Annotated in this window: 17 protein-coding genes and 1 tRNA gene; 9 read left to right on the forward strand and 9 right to left on the reverse strand. The window is 56.9% G+C overall.

Annotated features, from left to right (window positions below; genetic code table 11):
• Positions 1-129: 129 nt before the first annotated feature.
• Complete coding sequence (gyrA, locus tag KZZ06_RS02150) at positions 130-2,886, reverse strand: DNA gyrase subunit A (RefSeq protein ID WP_219578372.1); 2,757 nt, start codon at positions 2,884-2,886, stop codon at positions 130-132.
• Between the two features lie 243 nt (positions 2,887-3,129).
• Here gyrA and KZZ06_RS02155 point away from each other — a divergent pair, with 243 nt between their 5' ends.
• Positions 3,130-4,191 carry a DUF2855 family protein gene (locus KZZ06_RS02155; RefSeq protein ID WP_219578373.1) on the forward strand — a complete coding sequence of 354 codons (1,062 nt, stop codon included), beginning with the start codon at positions 3,130-3,132 and terminating at the stop codon, positions 4,189-4,191.
• Between the two features lie 3 nt (positions 4,192-4,194).
• On the opposite strand, the gene KZZ06_RS02160 is transcribed toward KZZ06_RS02155, so the two are convergent.
• Positions 4,195-5,142, reverse strand: coding sequence for a radical SAM protein (locus KZZ06_RS02160; protein WP_219578374.1), 948 nt, complete (start codon positions 5,140-5,142; stop codon positions 4,195-4,197).
• 178 nt (positions 5,143-5,320) lie between these two features.
• Here KZZ06_RS02160 and zwf point away from each other — a divergent pair, with 178 nt between their 5' ends.
• From zwf to pgi, 3 genes are read left to right on the forward strand one after another with little or no spacing between them, the layout of a single operon-like run.
• Positions 5,321-6,790, forward strand: a complete 1,470-nt coding sequence (zwf, locus tag KZZ06_RS02165; RefSeq protein ID WP_219578375.1) for a glucose-6-phosphate dehydrogenase — start codon at positions 5,321-5,323, stop codon at positions 6,788-6,790.
• Positions 6,787-7,458 (forward strand): 6-phosphogluconolactonase, encoded by a 672-nt coding sequence (gene pgl / locus KZZ06_RS02170; protein WP_219578376.1) that lies wholly within the window; start codon positions 6,787-6,789, stop codon positions 7,456-7,458. The genes zwf and pgl overlap by 4 nt, the downstream gene beginning before the upstream one ends.
• Positions 7,455-9,044 (forward strand): glucose-6-phosphate isomerase, encoded by a 1,590-nt coding sequence (gene pgi, locus KZZ06_RS02175; protein ID WP_219578377.1) that lies wholly within the window; start codon positions 7,455-7,457, stop codon positions 9,042-9,044. Before pgl ends, pgi begins: the two co-directional genes overlap by 4 nt.
• Before the next feature lie 79 nt (positions 9,045-9,123).
• On the opposite strand, the gene KZZ06_RS02180 is transcribed toward pgi, so the two are convergent.
• Genes KZZ06_RS02180 through KZZ06_RS02190 form a run of 3 tightly spaced genes read right to left on the reverse strand, consistent with a single transcriptional unit; the run spans position 9,124 to position 11,353 of the window.
• Positions 9,124-10,380: a sodium:proton antiporter gene (locus KZZ06_RS02180; protein ID WP_219578378.1), complete on the reverse strand. Its 1,257-nt coding sequence runs from the start codon at positions 10,378-10,380 to the stop codon at positions 9,124-9,126.
• A gap of 23 nt (positions 10,381-10,403) precedes the next feature.
• Positions 10,404-10,850: a GNAT family N-acetyltransferase gene (locus tag KZZ06_RS02185; protein ID WP_219578379.1), complete on the reverse strand. Its 447-nt coding sequence runs from the start codon at positions 10,848-10,850 to the stop codon at positions 10,404-10,406.
• A 23-nt stretch (positions 10,851-10,873) separates the two neighbouring features.
• Positions 10,874-11,353, reverse strand: coding sequence for a thioesterase family protein (locus KZZ06_RS02190; RefSeq protein ID WP_219578380.1), 480 nt, complete (start codon positions 11,351-11,353; stop codon positions 10,874-10,876).
• A gap of 88 nt (positions 11,354-11,441) precedes the next feature.
• On the opposite strand from KZZ06_RS02190, the gene KZZ06_RS02195 reads away from it, so the two are divergent.
• Entirely contained in the window at positions 11,442-13,067 is a 1,626-nt protein-coding gene (locus KZZ06_RS02195; RefSeq protein ID WP_219578381.1) for a long-chain fatty acid--CoA ligase, read from the forward strand.
• Positions 13,068-13,610: 543 nt separating this feature from the next.
• Here KZZ06_RS02195 and KZZ06_RS02200 read toward each other — a convergent pair.
• A tRNA-Ile gene (locus tag KZZ06_RS02200) sits at positions 13,611-13,687 on the reverse strand.
• 136 nt (positions 13,688-13,823) lie between these two features.
• On the opposite strand from KZZ06_RS02200, the gene purM reads away from it, so the two are divergent.
• The 3 genes from purM (at position 13,824) to rnd (ending at position 16,694) form a co-directional block, all read left to right on the forward strand.
• Positions 13,824-14,870, forward strand: coding sequence for a phosphoribosylformylglycinamidine cyclo-ligase (gene purM, locus KZZ06_RS02205; protein ID WP_219578382.1), 1,047 nt, complete (start codon positions 13,824-13,826; stop codon positions 14,868-14,870).
• Positions 14,867-15,463 (forward strand): phosphoribosylglycinamide formyltransferase, encoded by a 597-nt coding sequence (purN, locus tag KZZ06_RS02210; protein WP_219578383.1) that lies wholly within the window; start codon positions 14,867-14,869, stop codon positions 15,461-15,463. Before purM ends, purN begins: the two co-directional genes overlap by 4 nt.
• A 73-nt stretch (positions 15,464-15,536) precedes the next feature.
• Positions 15,537-16,694 carry a ribonuclease D gene (gene rnd / locus KZZ06_RS02215; RefSeq protein WP_219578384.1) on the forward strand — a complete coding sequence of 386 codons (1,158 nt, stop codon included), beginning with the start codon at positions 15,537-15,539 and terminating at the stop codon, positions 16,692-16,694.
• Between the two features lie 31 nt (positions 16,695-16,725).
• On the opposite strand, the gene KZZ06_RS02220 is transcribed toward rnd, so the two are convergent.
• Positions 16,726-17,247 carry a hypothetical protein gene (locus KZZ06_RS02220; protein WP_219578385.1) on the reverse strand — a complete coding sequence of 174 codons (522 nt, stop codon included), beginning with the start codon at positions 17,245-17,247 and terminating at the stop codon, positions 16,726-16,728.
• 118 nt (positions 17,248-17,365) lie between these two features.
• Between KZZ06_RS02220 and KZZ06_RS02225 the strand changes: the two genes are divergently transcribed.
• Positions 17,366-17,776 carry a SufE family protein gene (locus KZZ06_RS02225; RefSeq protein WP_219578641.1) on the forward strand — a complete coding sequence of 137 codons (411 nt, stop codon included), beginning with the start codon at positions 17,366-17,368 and terminating at the stop codon, positions 17,774-17,776.
• A gap of 68 nt (positions 17,777-17,844) precedes the next feature.
• Here the strand turns inward: KZZ06_RS02225 and KZZ06_RS02230 are convergent, their stop codons facing one another.
• Complete coding sequence (locus KZZ06_RS02230; RefSeq protein WP_219578386.1) at positions 17,845-18,483, reverse strand: DUF1638 domain-containing protein; 639 nt, start codon at positions 18,481-18,483, stop codon at positions 17,845-17,847.
• A gap of 65 nt (positions 18,484-18,548) precedes the next feature.
• Positions 18,549-19,247: a B12-binding domain-containing protein gene (locus KZZ06_RS02235; RefSeq protein ID WP_219578387.1), complete on the reverse strand. Its 699-nt coding sequence runs from the start codon at positions 19,245-19,247 to the stop codon at positions 18,549-18,551.
• Between the last annotated feature and the right edge of the window lie 155 nt (positions 19,248-19,402).

Below are 19,402 nucleotides of genomic sequence, written 5' to 3' on the forward strand. Positions count from 1 at the left end.
GCGCTTTTTTTTTACGTTTGCACTACCCCGTTTATGATCGTTGAAACGGATTGCGCATATATAAAAGGCCCGCCCAGGCATGATACTGGGCGGGCCTTTTTACGTTCAGGCGTTCGGCGCGTCCCGAGATCAGGCTTCGTCTGAAACCTCGCCGTCGATGGCATCGTCATCACCTTGATCGGCGATCCATGCGACGCTCACAACCACTTCGCCCTTGCCGGTGTCAAACACCTTCACACCACCTGCGCTGCGCGAGCGGAAGGAAATGCCTTCCACAGGCACACGGATAGATTGCCCCTTGGACGTAGCCAGCATGATCTGGTCGTCCAATTCAACCGGGAAGGACGCCACGATTTCGCCGCCGCGCATCGCCTTGTCCATGGCCGTTACACCCAAACCACCACGGCCACGTACCGGATAGTCATGGCTGGACGACAGTTTGCCCGCGCCTTTTTCGGTGATGGTCAGCAACAGGTTTTCGGCGGCTGACATCTCTACATACCGCTCGTTCGAGAAGTTAGGATCGGCGGGCGCTTCGTCTTCATCAGACTCTGCATCATCTGCCAGACCCGCCATCGCGCGACGCATCTTGAGGTACGCGGTGCGTTCTTCCGATGTTGCGTCAAAGTGGCGAATGATCGACATGGAAACGACCTTGTCGTCGCCGTTCAGCTTGATGCCGCGCACACCGACCGACGCGCGGCTGTTGAACACGCGTACATCTGTGGCAGGGAAACGGATCGCCCGGCCAGAGTTGGTGACCAACATCACATCATCATCATTCGATGCAATGCGTGCATTGATCAGCGTGGTCTTTGCATGATCATCCTCGAACTTCATCGCGATCTTGCCGTTGCGCATGACGTTGGTGAAATCCGACAGTTTGTTGCGGCGCACGGTCCCTGCCGAGGTGGCAAAGACGACCTGCAAGTCGTCCCATTCGGCCTCGTCCCGATCAACGGGCATGATGGCCGCGATGGAAACACCGACGGGGATCGGCAGGATGTTGACGATCGCTTTACCCTTCGACGTACGGCTGCCCTGCGGCAAACGCCACGTCTTGAGCTTGTACACCATGCCATCGGTCGTAAAGAACAACAGCTGCGTGTGGGTATTGGCGACGAAAAGCGTGGTAACCACGTCTTCTTCTTTGGTCTGCATCCCCGACACGCCTTTGCCACCACGGCGCTGGCTGCGGAAATCCACCAAAGGTGTGCGTTTGATATAGCCGCCGGATGTGACGGTCACGACCATGTCTTCGCGCGCGATCAGGTCTTCGTCGTCCATGTCACCGGACCAATCGACGATCTCGGTACGACGTGGCACGGCAAACTGGTCTTTCACCTCGGCCAACTCGTCCGAGATAATGCTCATGATGCGCTCACGGCTGCCCAAAATCTCAAGGTATTCCTTGATTTTCTTGGCCAGCTCTTCCAACTCGTCGGTGACTTCTTTGACACCGATCTGGGTGAGGCGCTGCAACCGCAGTTCGAGAATGGCGCGCGCTTGCGCCTCGGAGAGGTTGTAGGTGCCGTCGTCATTGGCAGTATGGGTCGGATCGTCGATCAGCGCGATATATTGCAGGATCGGCTCGGCGGGCCAACGGCGGGTCATCAGCTTTTCACGCGCTTCAGATGCGTCGGCAGAGGACCGGATGGTCGCGACGATTTCGTCAATATTCGTGACGGCCACGGCCAAACCACACAGGATATGGCTGCGTTCGCGGGCCTTGCGCAGCAGGAATGCTGTGCGGCGCGCAACCACGTCTTCGCGGAAATCGATAAAGTAGGTCAGGAACTTGCGCAGGGTCAGCTGTTCGGGGCGGCCGCCGTTCAGCGCCAGCATGTTACAGCCGAAATAGGTCTGCATCGGCGTGAACCGGTAAAGCTGGTTCATCACGACTTCAGCCGTTGCATCGCGTTTCAGCTCGATCACGACGCGCACACCGTTACGGTCGGATTCGTCTTGGACGTGGGCGATGCCTTCGATCTTTTTCTCGCGGACTTGCTCGGCGATCTTTTCGATCATGGTGGATTTATTCACCTGATAGCAGATCTCGTCGATGACGATGGCAAAGCGGTCTTTGCGGATTTCTTCAACGCGGGTCTTGGCGCGCATGATCACGCTGCCACGGCCCTCAAGGTATGCTTTGCGTGCACCGGCGCGGCCCAGCATGATACCACCGGTCGGAAAGTCGGGGCCGGGGATGTATTCGATCAGGTCTTCGGAGGTCAGATCGGGGTTTTCGATCAACGCCTGACAGGCATCAATGACTTCGCCTAGGTTGTGGGGCGGAATATTGGTGGCCATACCGACGGCAATACCGCCAGCGCCGTTAACCAGCATGTTCGGGAAACGTGCAGGCAAAACAGTAGGTTCACGTTCCTTGCCATCGTAGTTGTCGATGAAATTAACGGTTTCTTTGTCCAGATCGCTGGTCATGAACGACGCGACTTTGTCCAGACGCGATTCAGTATAACGCATCGCCGCAGCGCTATCGCCATCCATCGAACCAAAGTTGCCCTGACCGTCAATCAACGGCAAAGACATCGAGAAATCCTGCGCCATACGCACAAGCGCGTCATAGATCGCGCTGTCACCGTGCGGGTGGTAGGAACCCATCACATCGCCCACGGATTTCGCAGATTTGCGATAGGTTTTGTCGTGGGTAATGCCTTTTTCATACATCGAATAGATGATGCGGCGGTGAACCGGTTTCAGGCCGTCCCGCAGGTCGGGAATGGCGCGGCTGACGATGACCGACATGGCATAATCCAGATAGGATGTGCGCATCTCGTGTTCGATGGTGACCGAAGGGCCATCATAAACGGGGCGCTCTGCCGGGAGTTTGTCATCGTTTTCAGGGGTTTCTGGCGTGTCGTTCACGTAATCTGCCTAGCTGTTGCTGGTTCTATATCTTGGGGTTTTGTATAGCAGATGGGGTATATAGGGTGCAATGCCTGCGGGCTTTCTGTGTCCATTTGAATCTGTGAGATTGGCTAAGGTGTTGAAAACATGTGGGATTAAAACCTGCTGATTTCGTGTGGCGTAACGTCAATTCAATACGATTTCCAAATCCTCGGGAAACGCGGCTAGGATGTGGCCGAACGCCATCGGGAGGGGCAGATTATGCAGCGCATTTTGGTTAATCAAACATCTATCGCAGAGACGCGGGCAGAGAACGTGGACAGCGCGCCGCTTGAGGCGGGGCAGGTCCGGCTGGCGCTGGAAAGTTTTGCGCTGACCTCGAACAATGTGACCTATGCGGCAGCGGGGTTTGATATCGGCTATTGGCAGTTTTTCCCAAGCGGCATCGAAGGTTGGGGCATTGTTCCGGTCTGGGGCACGGCCAAAGTGGTGGAAAGCCGCAGCGATGTATTAGAGGTCGGCACGCGGCTGTATGGCTTCTATCCGATGGCGGATGAGGTGGTGATCACGCCAAGCGCAGCGCAGGGTGGTTTTGTCGACAGTGCAGAGGACCGCGCAAAGCTGCCGTTGATCTATAACCAATACACGCCGGTACGGTCCGGCAGCGACGCAGACGACCATCTACGGGCGATTTTGCAGCCGCTACTGGCCACGTCATTTTTGTTGTTTGACTGGTTGCAGGATAATGCATGTTTCGGGGCCGATCAGATCATCATCGGCAGTGCGTCGTCGAAAACCGGGCTGGGGCTGTGCAAGTATCTGGCCGAACCTGCGGACCGCGCATATCGGATCGTTGGCCTTACATCCGCGAAAAACCGCGCTTTTGTCGAGGGGCTGGGGGCGTGTGACAGCGTGCTGACCTATGACAAGATCGACGACATTGCGCAGGTGCCGTCAGTCTATGTCGACATGTCCGGCAATTCCGATGTCAAAATGGCGCTGCATACTCAACTGGGCGATAGCCTCAAGCATTCGTCAGCCGTGGGGCTGAGCCATTGGGATCACTTTGCCCCGACGCAAAAGCTGGCAGGCCCCAAACCTGAGTTCTTTTTCGCGCCTTCGCAGGTGGCCAAACGGCGCGCCGAATGGGGCCCGGGCGAGATTGAGAAACAGATCACTGCAGCGTGGAAACGGATTGCGGCGGATGCGTCAACGTGGATGAATGTGCAGGTCCATCAGGGTATCGCCGCTGCCGAAGCCCCGTATCACGCACTGGTCACAGGGCAGGCGGACCCGACCACCGGCGTGATTATCCGGCCCTAAGGGTCACGCAGAACAGCTGGCACCGCCAAGCACGCAAAACTTGGCGCAATGCGGATGGTTGAGGGCGACGTCTTTCTCGGCCTCTTCCAAGCTGTTGCCCAACTCAAACTCAGGGCTGTAAGGCAGCAGTGTACAGGCCAGCACGGCAGGTTTCTCAGCGCCCTTGCGTTTGACCACCATACGCGAGGATGAACACATTATCGCGTCAGGAGATTTGTTTAAGATACCCCAGCAAGCGGTTGTAATTTCAGGGACTTCGATGGTTTCATCCATCTCGGGAAACAGCACGGTTATGCCGGGATCATGGGCGTCGATGTCAAAGCCATGATCGGCATAAAACGCGCCATATCCCGCGCGGCTGTCTTCGTCGCTGTCGCCAAAAACCGACCGGCCTGCTACCGCCATGCGAATGCCATTGTCACGCAGCCATGTCATGCCCGTAATCGTCTTTTCCAGCGCACCAGCGCCGCGTTCGGCATCATGTAGATCGGCGCGGTAGTGATCCACCGAAATGCGCAGCGTTAGCTTGTCGGGGTAAGCCGCGTTGAGCCGCGTCAGACCCGCCAGCACCGATTTGCGCATCATGGGCCGCATCGCGTTTGTCAGAATCAGCACCTCGTATCCCGCCTCAAGCGAGGCTTCGGTGATGTCGATCATTTGCGGATTCATAAAGGGTTCACCACCGGTAAAGGCGATTTCGGTCACGGGCCAGTTGCGCGCGGTGATCTGCCCCAGGTAATCGCGCACCTCATCCGCTGTGATATAGACCAACGCGTCGTTCGTCGGGCTGGACGCGATATAGCAGTTCACGCATTCAATGTTACACAATGTGCCGGTGTTAAACCACAATGTTTGAGGGTTGGTCAGGCTCACGGTCGCACGGTCTTCGCCCTTGGCGGTGACCAATGGGTTTTCAAATTTGCCTACGTTTGCCTGTGCAAAGTCTTTCATCGACACTGCGCCCTTAGATGGTTTGCGTTGTTTCTTTGTCTAGGCGAATGGTAAAACCAAGAAAACCCTGTGTATTCTTTAGCACAGACTTGTGAAGCGTAGTGATTGCTGTATGTTTGCGCTAACATAGATTTAAACGCCCAAGCGCTGCGTCCGTGCAGCAAGGAGAGTTGCCCCGATGGTCTCACGCGTTATTCCGGTCGATCCGTTTGACTTGGTGATTTTTGGCGGTACCGGCGATCTGGCCCGTCGTAAAATTCTGCCGGGTCTGTTTCGACGCTTTTGTTCCGGTCAAATGCCTGAAAACGCCCGCATTATTGGTGCCGCCCGCACGGAAATGGACGCGGATGGTTACCGGGAGATGATTGCAGAGGCGATTGCCGAATTCAACGCGGATTTTGAACACGAGCCGGGGCAGCTGGACGCGTTTCTGGCCAGCCTAGAATATGTGACCATCGACGCAAAAGGCACCGATGGCTGGGAAACGTTGCAAAAGCTGATGGCTGGAACGGAACGGGTCGAGGCGTATTATTTCTCGGTTTCGCCTGCGTTGTTTGGCGATTTGGCGGAACGGTTGCAACAATGGGGCATGGCGGATGCGCGCAGCCGGATTGTGGTCGAAAAGCCCTTTGGCCGTGATCTGCAAACCGCCCGCGCCCTGAACGCGACGCTGGCCAAGTATTTCGACGAAAGCCAGATTTACCGGATCGACCATTATCTGGGAAAGGAAACTGTTCAAAACCTCATGGCGGTCCGCTTTGGCAACATGCTGTTCGAGCCGCTTTGGAACAGCCAATATGTCGATCACATCCAGATCACTGTGGCCGAAACCGTGGGCGTCGGGGGCAGGGGTGAATATTACGATAAATCCGGTGCCATGCGCGATATGGTGCAAAACCACCTGATGCAATTGCTGTGCCTGATCGCCATGGAACCACCGGCGCGGTTTGACCCCGATGCCGTGCGCGATGAAAAGCTCAAGGTTATCCGCGCGTTGGATCCGGTGTTGCCGCATCACATTTCGCGCGGGCAATATCAGGCGGAACCGTGCAACGAGACAGAGCACCCCGGCTATCGCACTGCCGTCGGTGATCCCCGTTCGCGCACCGAAAGCTTTGTCGCGCTCAAGGCGCACATCAGCAACTGGCGGTGGGCGGGCACGCCGTTTTATCTGCGCACCGGCAAACGTATGGCCGCGCGGTCGTCTGAAATTACTGTGGTATTCAAGGAAACCCCGCATTCGATTTTCGCTGAAGACGCAGGCCGGCACCGCAACGTGCTGTCGATCCGGCTGCAACCGAACGAGGGCATCACCCTTGGCGTGACGATCAAGGAACCCGGCCCCGGCGGTATGCGTCTGATTGATGTGCCGTTGGATATGACCTTTGCCGATGCTTTGGGGCCGGAAGGGTCCGAACAGGTGGATGCCTATGAACGGCTGATCATGGACGTGATCCGTGGCAACCAGACCCTGTTTATGCGCGGAGACGAGGTCGAGGCCGCATGGGCTTGGACCGACCCGATTATCCAAGGATGGGAAGCGCGCAATGACGTGCCCAAACCCTATGACAGCGGGTCGGATGGCCCGACGGATGCAAATGAAATGATGCGACGTGACGGTCGAAAATGGCGGGAGCTTTCTGCATGAAACTGATCGAATATGCCGATCGCGAGGCCCTCGCGATAGATCTTGCCAATGTGCTGGCGGGCGAATTGGAAAATGCGCTATTGTCCCATGATCGGGTCAGCTTGGCGGTGCCCGGTGGCACAACGCCGGGGCCGATTTTTGACAGCCTAAGTGCGGCCAGCCTTGATTGGGCGCGGGTGCAGGTGATGTTGACCGACGAACGCTGGGTCAGCCCCGATCACGAGATGTCGAACGCGGGCCTGCTACGTAAACGTCTGCTGGTTGGTCCTGCGGCCGCAGCGGGGTTCACGCCGTTTTTCGTCGATGGACTGACAGCGGCCGAAGCGTCAGAAGATTTGTCCGATACCGTCGGGCAGTATTTGCCGCTTTCGGTGCTGGTGTTGGGCATGGGGGCCGACATGCACACGGCCTCGCTTTTCCCCGGCTCGGATGGGTTGGCAGCGGCGATGGCGGGTGATGCACCCGCCGTTTGCCCCATTCACGTCGCGGGTCAGGATATCGGCCGCATTACGCTTTCCCGCCCCGTTCTTGAGGGGGCCATGTCAACGCATGTGGTTATCTTCGGGGATGAAAAACGCGCAGCGCTAGAGCGGGCATTGACCCTGCCAGCCCATGAAGCGCCCATCGGCGCAGTGTTGAAAGAGGCGGTAGTCCATTGGGCAGCATGACAAAATTCGATGACCTGATTGCGATGCAGGCCGCTGTCAAAGACCGCTCGATCCTGTCTTTGTTCGATGATGCGACCCGTGCCGCGACATTCAGCGCGCAAACCGGCGACATGTTGTTTGACTTCTCCAAGACCAATTTGGATGCGGAAACGATGGATGCCTTGCTGGCCTTGATCGTTGATGCCGATGTTCCGGCCCGCCGTGATGCGATGTTCGCCGGCGACAAGATTAACGAGACCGAAGACCGCGCCGTTTTGCACACCGCCCTGCGCAATCTCGATGGCGGACCGGTGCTGGTGGACGGTGTCGATGTGATGCCGGATGTTCTGGCCACCCTTGACCGGATGCGTGATTTTGCCGATGAAATCCGCGCCAGCGATATCACTGATGTGGTTAATATCGGGATTGGTGGCTCTGATCTGGGGCCCGCCATGGCCGTTCAGGCGTTGTCGCCCTACCACGACGGGCCACGCTGCCATTTTGTGTCAAACGTGGACGGCGCACATATCGCCGACACGCTGCGCGGACTGGATGCGAAAACCACGCTGGTCATCGTCGCGTCCAAGACCTTTACCACGATCGAAACCATGACCAACGCCCGCACGGCGCGGGCTTGGATGACGGATCATGGCGGCGATCCCGCGCGTCAGTTCGCAGCGCTCAGCACGGCACAAGACAAAACCGATGGCTTCGGGATCAACCCCGCGCAGGTCTTCGGGTTCGAAGACTGGGTCGGCGGGCGGTATTCCGTTTGGGGCCCCATAGGCCTGTCCTTGATGATCGCAATCGGGCCGCGCGCCTTTCACGCGTTCCTGCGCGGCGGGCAGTCCATGGACCGCCATTTTTGCGCCGCAGCCCCGGATGAAAACCTGCCGATGCTGCTGGCCTTGGTCGGAATATGGCACAACCAAATCTGCGGCTACGCGACACGCGCCGTGCTGCCTTATGATCAACGTCTGGGGCAATTGCCCGATTATCTGCAACAGCTTGAGATGGAATCAAACGGCAAAACCACCCAAATGGATGGCACGACCGCGCCGTTCAATACAGGCCCCGTGGTCTGGGGCGCACCCGGCACCAATGGCCAACACGCCTTCTATCAACTGATCCACCAAGGCACCCGCGTGATCCCTTGCGAATTTTTGATCGCGGCGAATGGCCATGAACCCGATCTGACACACCACCACAAACTGCTGATCGCCAATTGCCTCGCCCAGTCCGAGGCCCTGATGCGCGGGCGCAGCCTGCAAGAAGCATCTGAAATCATGGCCGCCAAAGGGTTAACCGGGGCCGAACTCGACCGTCAGGCGCGCCACCGCGTGTTCCCCGGCAACCGCCCGTCAACGACGCTCAGCTATCCGCTGCTCGACCCGTTCACGCTGGGCCAGATCATCGCGCTTTACGAACACCGCGTCTTTGTCGAAGGGGTGATCCTTGGCATCAATTCCTTCGATCAATGGGGGGTGGAACTGGGCAAGGAACTCGCGACGTCTTTGCAACCCATCGTTGACGGATCAGAACCGGCGACGGGCAAAGACGGATCGACCGCCGGGCTCATCGGGTTCATTGCAAAACACGCAGACTAACCATGTAATCTGTTTCATTTTGCCATATAAACTCCGGGGAGTTTGAGGGGCAGCGCCCCTCATTCACCTTACAAAAAACCTATACCAAGTCCGGATGCCGCCCGACACGGTTGGCCAATCTGGCGACGGTCAGACCCTGGATGATGATCGAAAACACCACAACGATATAGGTGCAGGTCAGGATCAGGGGCTTCCATTCCCCATCGGGCAGCGACAACGCCAAAGCGACGGAAATTCCGCCCTTCAAACCGCCCCACGTCATGATCGGGATCACACCTTGGTTGAAATTTCGAAACGGGCGCAGGATCATGATCGGCACGGCAACCGCCACCAACCGACCCAATAGGGCCAAGATGATGGCGGCCATGCCGGTCAGGAACAGGTCACCGTTAAAGGCGATGGCAAACACTTCGAACCCGATCATCAGGAACAGCACCGCGTTCAAAATCTCGTCGATCAGTTTCCAGAACGCGTCGACGTAACGGCGGGTTTCCTCGGACATGCCGCGCGCCGCACCCACATCGCCAATCAAAAGGCCCGCACAAACGGCCATGATCGGCGCTGACACATGCAGTGCCACAGCCAGTTCGTAGCCGCCAAATGCCAGCCCTAGGGTTAACAAGACCTCAAGCGAATAATCGTCGATCCGGCGCATCACGCGAAAGGTGAGCCAGCCCAGAACCAAACCCAAAACCGCGCCGCCAACGGCCTCTTGCAGAAACAACTGCCCTGCGGCCAACACGGCATTTCCGTCGGACCCGTGATCGCCAGCCATGGGATAGGCGAGGCCCACCAAAATCAGGAACACCACATAGCCGACGCCGTCATTAAACAGGCTTTCGCCGGCGATCTTGGTTTCCAGCGATTTCGGTAAATCCGCTTCGCGCAGAACCCCCAAGACGGCGACCGGATCGGTTGGCGATATCAACGCGCCGAACACCAGCGCCGTCAGCAACGGCATCCCGGTCAGCCAGGAAAAACCAACGCCTACGATTGTGGTCGACAGTGCAACGCCCAGTGTCGCCATCAGCGCCACAATCACCCATTCGCGCCGCAAATCCGAAGTTTTGACATGCAGCGCACCGGCGAACAGCAGCAAGCCCAACATGCCTTCCAGCAGGGCCTCGGAGAAGTCGATCCCGGTGACGACGCCGCGCACAGAATCCGCAATCCCCAAGCCGGGCAACGCCAGATCAATGCCAAGCAACCCAAAGGACGCGATCAGCGCCACCACCAGAATACCGATGGACGAGGGCAGTTTCAGGAACAGATAGTTTATCGCCCCGAACCCGCCAGCCAATACGATCAACATGGATGCAATTTGCAGAAAGGTCATGGCGATGTCTTTCTTGTTCGGACTTACAGCTTGATGTCGTAGGTGACCCAAGGCGTGCGGGTGGCCAGTTTGTCATAGACAGCCCGACCGCGGTAGTTGTCTTCGGCAGTGATCCACCGCACGGTGCCCCAGCCTTTGTCTTGTGCTACGGATTTCACCGCGCCAATCAGGGCTTGTGCGGCCCCTGATCCTCGTGCGGCAGGGTCAACGAACAGGTCGTCCAAAAAGCAATTGGTGATGGCGCGCAATTGGCTGACAAAGGGCCGGAAATGGGTGAACCCGATCACCGAGCCCTCTGTATCTTCGGCCACGATGCAATTGCTGCTGTGCGTGTCATCCATCAACCATCCAAACACGGTCTCGCGCATTTGCGGCGTTTGGTCGACTTTGTAAAATGCGGCGTATCCAGCGAACAGACGTTCCCAATCGGTGCGGTCCGTGGGGGCGAGGGGGCGTGTTTTCACAGTCATATCAAATGCCTTTCAGCCGCGGGTCAGGTTTCGGCGGTTGCCTTGTCGTTGGTTTCAAAATGGCGTTTCAGACGGTCGGGCAGGGGATAGCGGCCTGATCCGTCCTTTTTCAGCATTACCAGTACACAATCAAAGGTCGCGCGCAATTGCCCGCCCACCCAGATCTGTTGGCTGATGCTATAGGACGTGTTGCGAAAGCCTGTGCAGCGGCAAGTCACGATGTAATCCTCGCGCTCGAGCAATTCATGCAAATACCGGATCGATCCCGACCGGATCACCACGCGCGGGCCGGGGGCATCCATTAACCCCTGTTCCAGCAGCGTTTGCGTATACCGAATGCGCAACCGTTCGAACCATTCGAAGTAGGTGCAGTTGTTGACATGGTTGTTGGTATCCAGATCGGAATACCGCACTTGATCGGCCATCGCCAAGGGTTGCGGCTCTGTCAGGCCGGCGTCACGTTGCTGATCTGCGCTAAGTGGCGAATGGTAAACAAGTTTCATTCACCCTGCGTAATCATGTGTGTGGGCGCTTGCAAGACCCGGTTGGATTGGTAAATGTGGGGCCAAACCACAATCGGGAGGACGCGCCATGCTTGGCCAAATGATGAATAAATCGCTGACGATCTCTAGTCTGATCGAACACGCGCAGCGCTATCACGGGACGGGGGAAATCTATTCGGTCAATACCGGTGGCGGTGTCGAGGAAACCAGCTGGGGCCAAGTGGGCCGGAATTCGCGCGCATTGGCGTCAGCGCTGACGAACCTTGGGCTAGAGCCACAGGCGCGGTGCGGTACCATCGCATGGAACAACCGTCGGCACCTAGAAATCTATTTTGGCGCGTCCGGTGGCGGCTTTGTTTGTCATACGATCAACCCGCGTTTGTTCCCCGAACAGCTTGTTTATATTCTGAACCACGCCGAAGATAAGGTGCTGTTCATCGACAAGACATTCGTGCCGTTGATCGCTGCGATCATGGACAAGCTTGAGCATCTTGATCACATCGTGCTGATGGAAGGCACCGATGCCGAGGCGGCCAAACAAATCCCCGGTCTCAAGTTTTATGATGATCTGGTCGCCAGCGGCGATCCTGAATTCGACTGGCCTGAACTGGATGAAAACACGGCGTCTAGCCTGTGCTATACCTCGGGTACTACGGGCAACCCCAAGGGTGTGCTCTATTCCCACCGTTCGACCGTTTTGCACAGCTTTGGCATTAACTTGGCCGACAGCATCGCAATTGCCGCCAAAGAAGTCGTTCTGCCCGTTGTACCGATGTTCCACGTGAACGCATGGGGCGCGCCCTATGCCTGCGCCATGGTTGGTGCGCGTATGGTGATGCCGGGGCCGGGTCTGGATGGTCCGTCACTGGTGGGGTTGATCGATAAATACAAAATCACCCTTGCACTTGGTGTGCCGACAATCTGGCTGGGTCTGCTGGGCGAGGCCGATAAAACCGGATCGACCTTGAGCAGTCTCAAGCGTACGGTCGTGGGCGGTTCTGCTTGCCCGCCGTCGATGATTACCGCCTTCCGCGAGAAATACGGGGTCGAGACGATCCATGCTTGGGGCATGACCGAAATGTCACCTGTCGGCAGCATCAACCAACCTTTGGCCAAACATCTGGACCTGCCAGAGGCCGAACAACACAAGCTGCGCGAAAACCAAGGGCGCCCTGTATACGGGGTCGAACTTGAGATCATGGACGCAGACGGCAAGCCCGTTGCCCATGATGGCAAAACCCAAGGCGATCTGGTCACCAAAGGCTTCTGGATCTTGGACGCGTATTTCCGCAAAACCCGCGAGGAAACCCTGACCAAAGATGGGTGGTTCGACACGGGCGATGTGGCGACAATGGACGCTGACGGTTATGTCACCATCCGTGACCGGTCCAAGGATATCATCAAATCGGGTGGCGAATGGATCAGTTCGGTTGAACTGGAAAATATCGCGATTGCGCATCCCAAACTGGCTGACGCGGCCGTCATCGGCGCCCGCCACGAGAAATGGGACGAACGTCCGATCCTGATCGCCGTCAAAGCCGAAGGGCAAGAGCCGACAGAAGAAGAAATTCTGGCGGTGTTCGACGGCAAGATTGCGAAATGGCAAATCCCTGACCGTGTGGTGTTTACTGATGTGCTGCCCCGCAATGCGACCGGCAAAGTGCTTAAACGTAACTTGCGCGACAGCTTTGGCGAAGTCCTGATGATGGGCTGATGAAGTCGGTTGCTGGCTGCGGAAAACGGCCAGCAACCGTTTGATTTTCTGTGGCGGCTTAGGCGGCGCTAAACATATCCGCGCCGCCGTCTACAACATTTACAGACTTGCTGGGGCATCACGCGACTATCACGCCAGCGGTGAAGGCCAAGACGACAGGGAAAATACGCGAAAGCGCGGTACATTGAACAAAACATTATTTACCTACACTGGTACAAAAATTAGAAGAAAATTTAGGTAAAAAACCAGAGAGCTGGTTAGAATAAATGATCTACCACCTCTTTGAAACGGGTCAAATGAGTAGTGGATTATAGTGGTGTAAGGTTGTTTGCGGCTCATGCCTTTGCAATTAAAAGTAGAGCGTTCAGTTCTATTTCGGCCCAACCCGTGGCGGAAATTTGGCATTTATCCACTTTTGGGGAAGTCCCGTAAGGAATCAAGCCGCGTATGATTCGCCTTGAAATATGGGATTCTTGAAAGCAAAACGGCCCAACCGGCGGCCAGCTGTACGGCGTGAAAAGCGCGATCTGGCGGAAAGGGTGGTGGTAGGCCCGGCAGGACTTGAACCCGCAACCAAAGCGTTATGAGCGCTCTGCTCTAACCAGTTGAGCTACAGGCCCGCCATGGCGGTTTCGTAAGCGGGCAGGGGCAGCGCGTCAAGACCAAGAACGCCAACTGGGGCGTGTCTTGCATTGCGCGCCAGCGCCCAGTGATGTAACCCGCTTTCGCATAGACAATAAGCGGCGAGGCCCGATGATGACCAACTCCAAAAATGGAATCACCTATGCAGACGCAGGGGTGGATATCGATGCGGGTAACGCGTTGGTGGAACGGATCAAACCCGCCGCCAAGCGGACCAAGCGCCCCGGCGTGATGTCGGGCTTGGGTGGATTTGGCGCGTTGTTCGACCTCAAGGGGGCTGGCTACACTGACCCGATCCTTGTTGCAGCCACCGACGGTGTGGGCACCAAGCTGCGGATCGCAATTGATACCGGCAATGTTGACGGCGTCGGTGTCGATCTGGTGGCGATGTGTGTGAACGATCTGGTGTGTCAGGGTGCAGAGCCGCTGTTCTTTCTAGACTATTTTGCCACGGGCAAGTTGGAAACCGAAGAAGCCGCCCGTATCATCGAGGGTATCGCGCGCGGCTGCGAAGGGTCGGGCTGTGCCTTGATCGGGGGCGAGACCGCCGAGATGCCCGGCATGTATTCCGACGGTGATTTCGACCTTGCAGGTTTTTCTGTGGGTGCGATGGAGCGCGGCGCGGATCTGCCAAGCGGCGTTGCTGCTGGCGATGTATTGCTCGGGCTTGCCAGCGATGGCGTGCATTCGAACGGCTACAGCCTTGTGCGCAAGCTGGTGGCGATGTCGGGCCTTGGCTGGGATGCGGATTGCCCATGGGCCGACGGCACCCTGGGCGAGGTGTTGCTGACGCCCACGCGGCTTTATGTGAAACCGGCCTTGGAAGCGGTACGGGCAGGCGGTGTACACGCGCTGGCCCATATCACGGGCGGTGGTCTGACCGAAAACCTGCCACGCGTACTGCCAGATGATCTGGGCGCTGACATCAATCTGGACGCATGGGATTTACCCGGTGTTTTCAAGTGGATGGCACAGATTGGTGATATGTCTCAGGCCGAGATGCTCAAGACCTTTAACTGCGGTGTTGGCATGATTTTGGTTGTGGCTGCCGATCAGGCCGAGGCGCTGCAAAAGCTGCTGAGCGATGCAGGCGAAACGGTATATCCGATGGGGCACGTCACGACGGCTGCCGGTGTCGAATACACAGGCCAATTGCTGTGACCAAACGGGTCGCTATTTTTCTGTCTGGTGGCGGCTCGAACATGCGTGCGCTGGTCGAGGATATGACGGGTGACCACCCGGCGCGGCCCTGTGTTATCGTGTCTAATGTGGCAGATGCGGGCGGTATCGCATGGGCCAAGGCCCGTGGGATCGCCACCGAAGTCGTTGATCACAAACCGTTTCAAGGTGACCGCGCCGCGTTCGAGGCTGAACTGTCATCGCGTCTGGCCACCCATGCACCCGATATGATCTGCCTTGCTGGGTTTATGCGCAAGCTGACCGCAGGGTTTACCGATGCGTGGGCGGGGCGCATGATCAATATTCACCCGTCATTGTTGCCGCTTTACAAAGGGTTGCACACCCATGCCCGCGCTCTTGAGGCGGGGGATAAGGTGCATGGCTGCACGGTCCACGAGGTCACCGCAGCCTTGGATGACGGCCCTATTTTAGGGCAAGCGCGGGTGCCGGTGCTGGCGGGTGATACCGCCGATGATCTGGCCGAACGCGTTTTGGTTCAGGAACACCGCTTGTATCCGGCGGTATTACGGCGCTTTGCTGCTGGTGATCGCAGCCTTTTAACGCTCGATAGTTAACGATCAGGTTTTTTGACCTGTCTTGTTCCGATTACACATTGCCTGTTGGCACAGCTCTGGTCAAAGTACTGATATGAAAACAATTACCACAACTGACGCGCTAGAGGCGTTTTGCCTTGAAGCTGCGAAATATGATTATGTGACCGTTGACACCGAATTCTTGCGTGAACGGACCTATTATTCGAAACTTTGTCTGATCCAGCTGGCGATGCCCGGCACGGAAGATTCCAATGCCGTGCTGGTTGATCCGTTGGCCGGGGATATGTCGCTAGAACCGCTGTATACGCTGTTTCGCGATACATCGGTGGTCAAGGTATTTCACGCCGCGCGCCAGGATCTTGAGATATTTTTCGTCGATGCGGGCGTGTTTCCAGAGCCGTTGTTCGACACGCAGGTCGCGGCGATGGTGTGCGGTTTCGGCGAACAGGTCGGCTATGAGACACTCGTACGTAAAATCGCGCATCAGGCTGTCGACAAGACATCGCGGTTTACCGATTGGTCGCGCCGCCCGCTTAGCGATGCACAGGCGAAATACGCATTGGCCGATGTGACGCATCTGCGCCAAGTGTACGAGTTTTTGTCCGACCAATTGGCGAAAACCGGTCGTGCGCGGTGGGTCGCAGAAGAACTTGAGACTTTGACAAGTCCGGACACATATACCACGGCCCCACGCGACGCGTGGAAGCGGGTTAAAACGCGGACGAATTCATCAAAGTTTTTGGCGATCGTACGCGAACTGGCCGCCTTTCGCGAGGACTACGCCCAGACCCGGAACATACCACGCAGCCGTGTGTACAAGGATGATGCGCTGGTCGAATTGGCCAGCAACAAGCCTAAAAACCACGAAGAGCTGGGCCGCGCGCGGTTGCTGTTGCGGGATGCACGCAAAGGCGAGATTGCAGAGGGCATTCTGAAAGCGGTGGCCGCTGGTGTGCAATGTCCGGCCTCGGATTTACCACAACCGGATCGCAGCCGTGACAAATTGCAGGTGAACCCGGCATTGGCTGATCTGTTGCGGGTCTTGCTCAAGGCGAAAACGGAAAGCGCAGGGGTCGCAGCCAAGTTGATCGCACCCGCCGCCGATCTGGATGCGATCGCCGGTGGCCTGCGCGATGTGCCTGCTCTCAAGGGCTGGCGTCGTGAAGTGTTCGGCGATGATGCGTTGCTTTTGTGCGACGGGAAAATCGCATTGACGGCCGTAGGCGCGTCCGTAAAAGTGGTTGAGCTTTAACGCTCAACCCTTTGTAACTGAATTGTAAATCTTATCGGCGCGCTGTCAGCGCGTTGCGCTGGCCTTCGACGCGGATCACCCGAACGCCTGCCAGCATCTGGTTGGTCAGCTTACGCCCGGCGGTAACTTCGCGTGTGGGTTTTGCGCCGATCGCTGTGTTCTGCGCAGGCACGATCCCCTCAAGACGATAGGTCAGAACGCCATCCACCGGAAGCTCGTCTGGATTTGCCGGTGTCAGCTGCACGTCGTAGATACCCTGACGCGCTGCCAGCCCGGTTGCGCGCACGATGGCCCCGCCCGGTATACGGTCAATCGTCAGGTCTGTGACTTGGTCAAAGGGCCGACCTGCATAGGCGGGCTGTTCTTTGCGGGCACTCGAAAACAGGCCTGAGGACTGTGGAATCAGCGGGTTGGTGTTGACCTCGGCGCTGGCAATCGGTTCGGAACGGGCTGAGCCGAACCAGTTGAACGGATTGACCCTGCTTTCGCGCACTGTCGCGCAGCCGGTTAGAACTAGGGTTGATACCAAAATGGCCGAGAAGATTTTGCGCATGGGGTCCGCCGTGAAATTGCCGTGCTATTTGACTAACCGATCCCAAGGCGGTTGGGAAGGGGTGGACCTTTGCCAATCCGCGACCTACCTGTTGGCTACGAACAACGAGGGCACCACCGTGGCAACTGAAGCGTTTGAAGAACTGGTCGAGGATTTCGAATTTCTGGACGATTGGGAAGATCGTTACCGTCATGTGATCGATTTGGGCAAGGCGATGGACCCGCTTGAGGAAGCCTTGCGGGTGCCTGCAACCAAGGTTGACGGCTGTGCCAGCCAGGTCTGGCTTCATGCGAGTTTCGAGAACGGTGCCTTGCATTTTGACGGCGCAAGCGACGCGATGATCGTGTCCGGGCTGATTGCCGTTTTGCGGTCTCTTTACAACGGGTTGTCCCCGGCGGATGTACTTGGCGTGGATGCCCGCGCCGAGATGGGCCGGCTCGGCTTGAACGAACATTTATCTGCGCAACGCTCAAACGGGTTGACTGCGATGATTGAACGGGTGCGTGAAACGGCTGCCGCGCAGGCGTGAAGGCCGTTAGGGGCGGGTGCGTTTTTGTCTGGCGATCGGACAGTTGAGTTTATTTGGCAAAATGAAAATCAAAGGGTTTTGAGGGTTTTCTCAAGATCGCCATAGCCGGTAAAGCGTCGTTCAAACGACAGGCCAAGGGTCTGCGCGCAGGTTTTGGCCTTGGCGGTGAGGGCCGGATCATCGGTTTGCGCCTGATACACCAGCTTTTCGTAATTTCCAAAATACATGTCGCGCAGTTCGGGGTGCCGGTCGAGGCCCATGGGTTTCATTATAAAGGCGTCGAACTGGCGGACCAGAAAGTCGGTCAGATAGAACGTTGTGATTTCAGTTTCGGCGGTTTTGGCAAAGCGATCATTACCCTCGAAAAAGCTGTAGCAATGCGGGCCTGCCACCATTTTTACGCCCATCTCATCGCAGGCATTTTGTAGCAATCCCCCTGTGCCGCAATCGGCGTAAACCACAAAGATATCAGCATATTGGCTGCGGTGTTTTTCGACGGTGGCGCGCACGGCATCGGTGATTTTATCGGGATATAGATGCAGTTTGGCCGGAAGACAGGTTAAGTCAAGATGGGTCCAGCCGTTGGCGGCCTTGAGGTCCAGAATCTCGCGGGCCAATGCACCGCAGGCAATCAGTAAAATACGCCCGTTATCTGCCGCGAGCGGCATGCCATTTTCGGTAAGCTGGGTGTCTGAGAGCGTCGTCATCTTATCCCTATAACGCAAAAGGCCCCTCCGGTCAGGAGAGGCCTTGCGCTTAAATCATCAAAACATCAGGCCTTGGCGCTGTTGTGCTTGCGGCTGACCCATTCCTTGGCGGTTTCCACTGCAACAGCTGCGTCGCGGCAATAGGCATCTGCGCCGATGGCTTTGCCAAATTCTTCGTTCAGGGGGGCACCACCGACCAAAACGATGTAATCATCGCGGATGCCCTGTTCGATCATCGTGTCGATCACCACCTTCATATAGGGCATTGTGGTCGTCAAAAGCGCGGACATGCCCAAAATATCGGGCCCTTCTGTTTCCATCGCCTCAAGGTATTTTTCGACCGAGTTGTTGATGCCCAGATCCACAACCTCGAAGCCGGCACCTTCCATCATCATCGACACAAGGTTTTTGCCGATATCGTGAATGTCGCCTTTGACGGTGCCGATCACCATCTTGCCAACGCGCGGCGCGCCGGTTTCGGCCAGAAGCGGTTTCAGGATGGCCATGCCGCCCTTCATTGCATTGGCGGCCAACAGCACTTCGGGAACGAACAAAATACCATCGCGGAAATCAGCGCCAACGATGGTCATACCGCCAACAAGCGCCTTGGTCAGGACGTCATAAGGGACCCAGCCGCGACCGATCAGAATGTTTACGCCTTCTTCGATTTCTTCGCGCAAACCGTCATAAAGATCGTCAAACATCTGTTGAACAAGATCTTCGTCGTTCAGTTCAGCAAGGATAATTTCGTCTTCATCCGACATAGTCGTTCCTCATCGGTTAGCGTGCCTATTGGGCTTTTGCCCTTGTGTCATGAAATCCGGCCAAACCGCGTGCTTTTTGCGACAAGGTCCGCATCACAAGCGACGCTTTCATCACGGATAAAATAGCGCCAATGGTCCTGTAAAACAATGGCTTG

Source organism: Sulfitobacter sp. CW3 (assembly GCF_019392245.1).
In the GTDB taxonomy this organism is placed as follows: Bacteria; Pseudomonadota; Alphaproteobacteria; order Rhodobacterales; family Rhodobacteraceae; genus Sulfitobacter.

Bases quoted from the DNA above. Each gene is read 5' to 3' on its own strand.
- KZZ06_RS02155 (WP_219578373.1), top strand. From the start codon at position 3,130: ATGCAGCGCATTTTGGTTAATCAAACATCTATCGCAGAGACGCGGGCA.
- KZZ06_RS02160 (WP_219578374.1), bottom strand. From the start codon at position 5,142: ATGAAAGACTTTGCACAGGCAAACGTAGGCAAATTTGAAAACCCATTG.
- zwf (WP_219578375.1), top strand. From the start codon at position 5,321: ATGGTCTCACGCGTTATTCCGGTCGATCCGTTTGACTTGGTGATTTTT.
- pgl (WP_219578376.1), top strand. From the start codon at position 6,787: ATGAAACTGATCGAATATGCCGATCGCGAGGCCCTCGCGATAGATCTT.
- pgi (WP_219578377.1), top strand. From the start codon at position 7,455: ATGACAAAATTCGATGACCTGATTGCGATGCAGGCCGCTGTCAAAGAC.
- KZZ06_RS02180 (WP_219578378.1), bottom strand. From the start codon at position 10,380: ATGACCTTTCTGCAAATTGCATCCATGTTGATCGTATTGGCTGGCGGG.
- KZZ06_RS02185 (WP_219578379.1), bottom strand. From the start codon at position 10,850: ATGACTGTGAAAACACGCCCCCTCGCCCCCACGGACCGCACCGATTGG.
- KZZ06_RS02190 (WP_219578380.1), bottom strand. From the start codon at position 11,353: ATGAAACTTGTTTACCATTCGCCACTTAGCGCAGATCAGCAACGTGAC.
- KZZ06_RS02195 (WP_219578381.1), top strand. From the start codon at position 11,442: ATGCTTGGCCAAATGATGAATAAATCGCTGACGATCTCTAGTCTGATC.
- purM (WP_219578382.1), top strand. From the start codon at position 13,824: ATGACCAACTCCAAAAATGGAATCACCTATGCAGACGCAGGGGTGGAT.
- rnd (WP_219578384.1), top strand. From the start codon at position 15,537: ATGAAAACAATTACCACAACTGACGCGCTAGAGGCGTTTTGCCTTGAA.
- KZZ06_RS02220 (WP_219578385.1), bottom strand. From the start codon at position 17,247: ATGCGCAAAATCTTCTCGGCCATTTTGGTATCAACCCTAGTTCTAACC.
- KZZ06_RS02230 (WP_219578386.1), bottom strand. From the start codon at position 18,483: ATGACGACGCTCTCAGACACCCAGCTTACCGAAAATGGCATGCCGCTC.
- KZZ06_RS02235 (WP_219578387.1), bottom strand. From the start codon at position 19,247: ATGTCGGATGAAGACGAAATTATCCTTGCTGAACTGAACGACGAAGAT.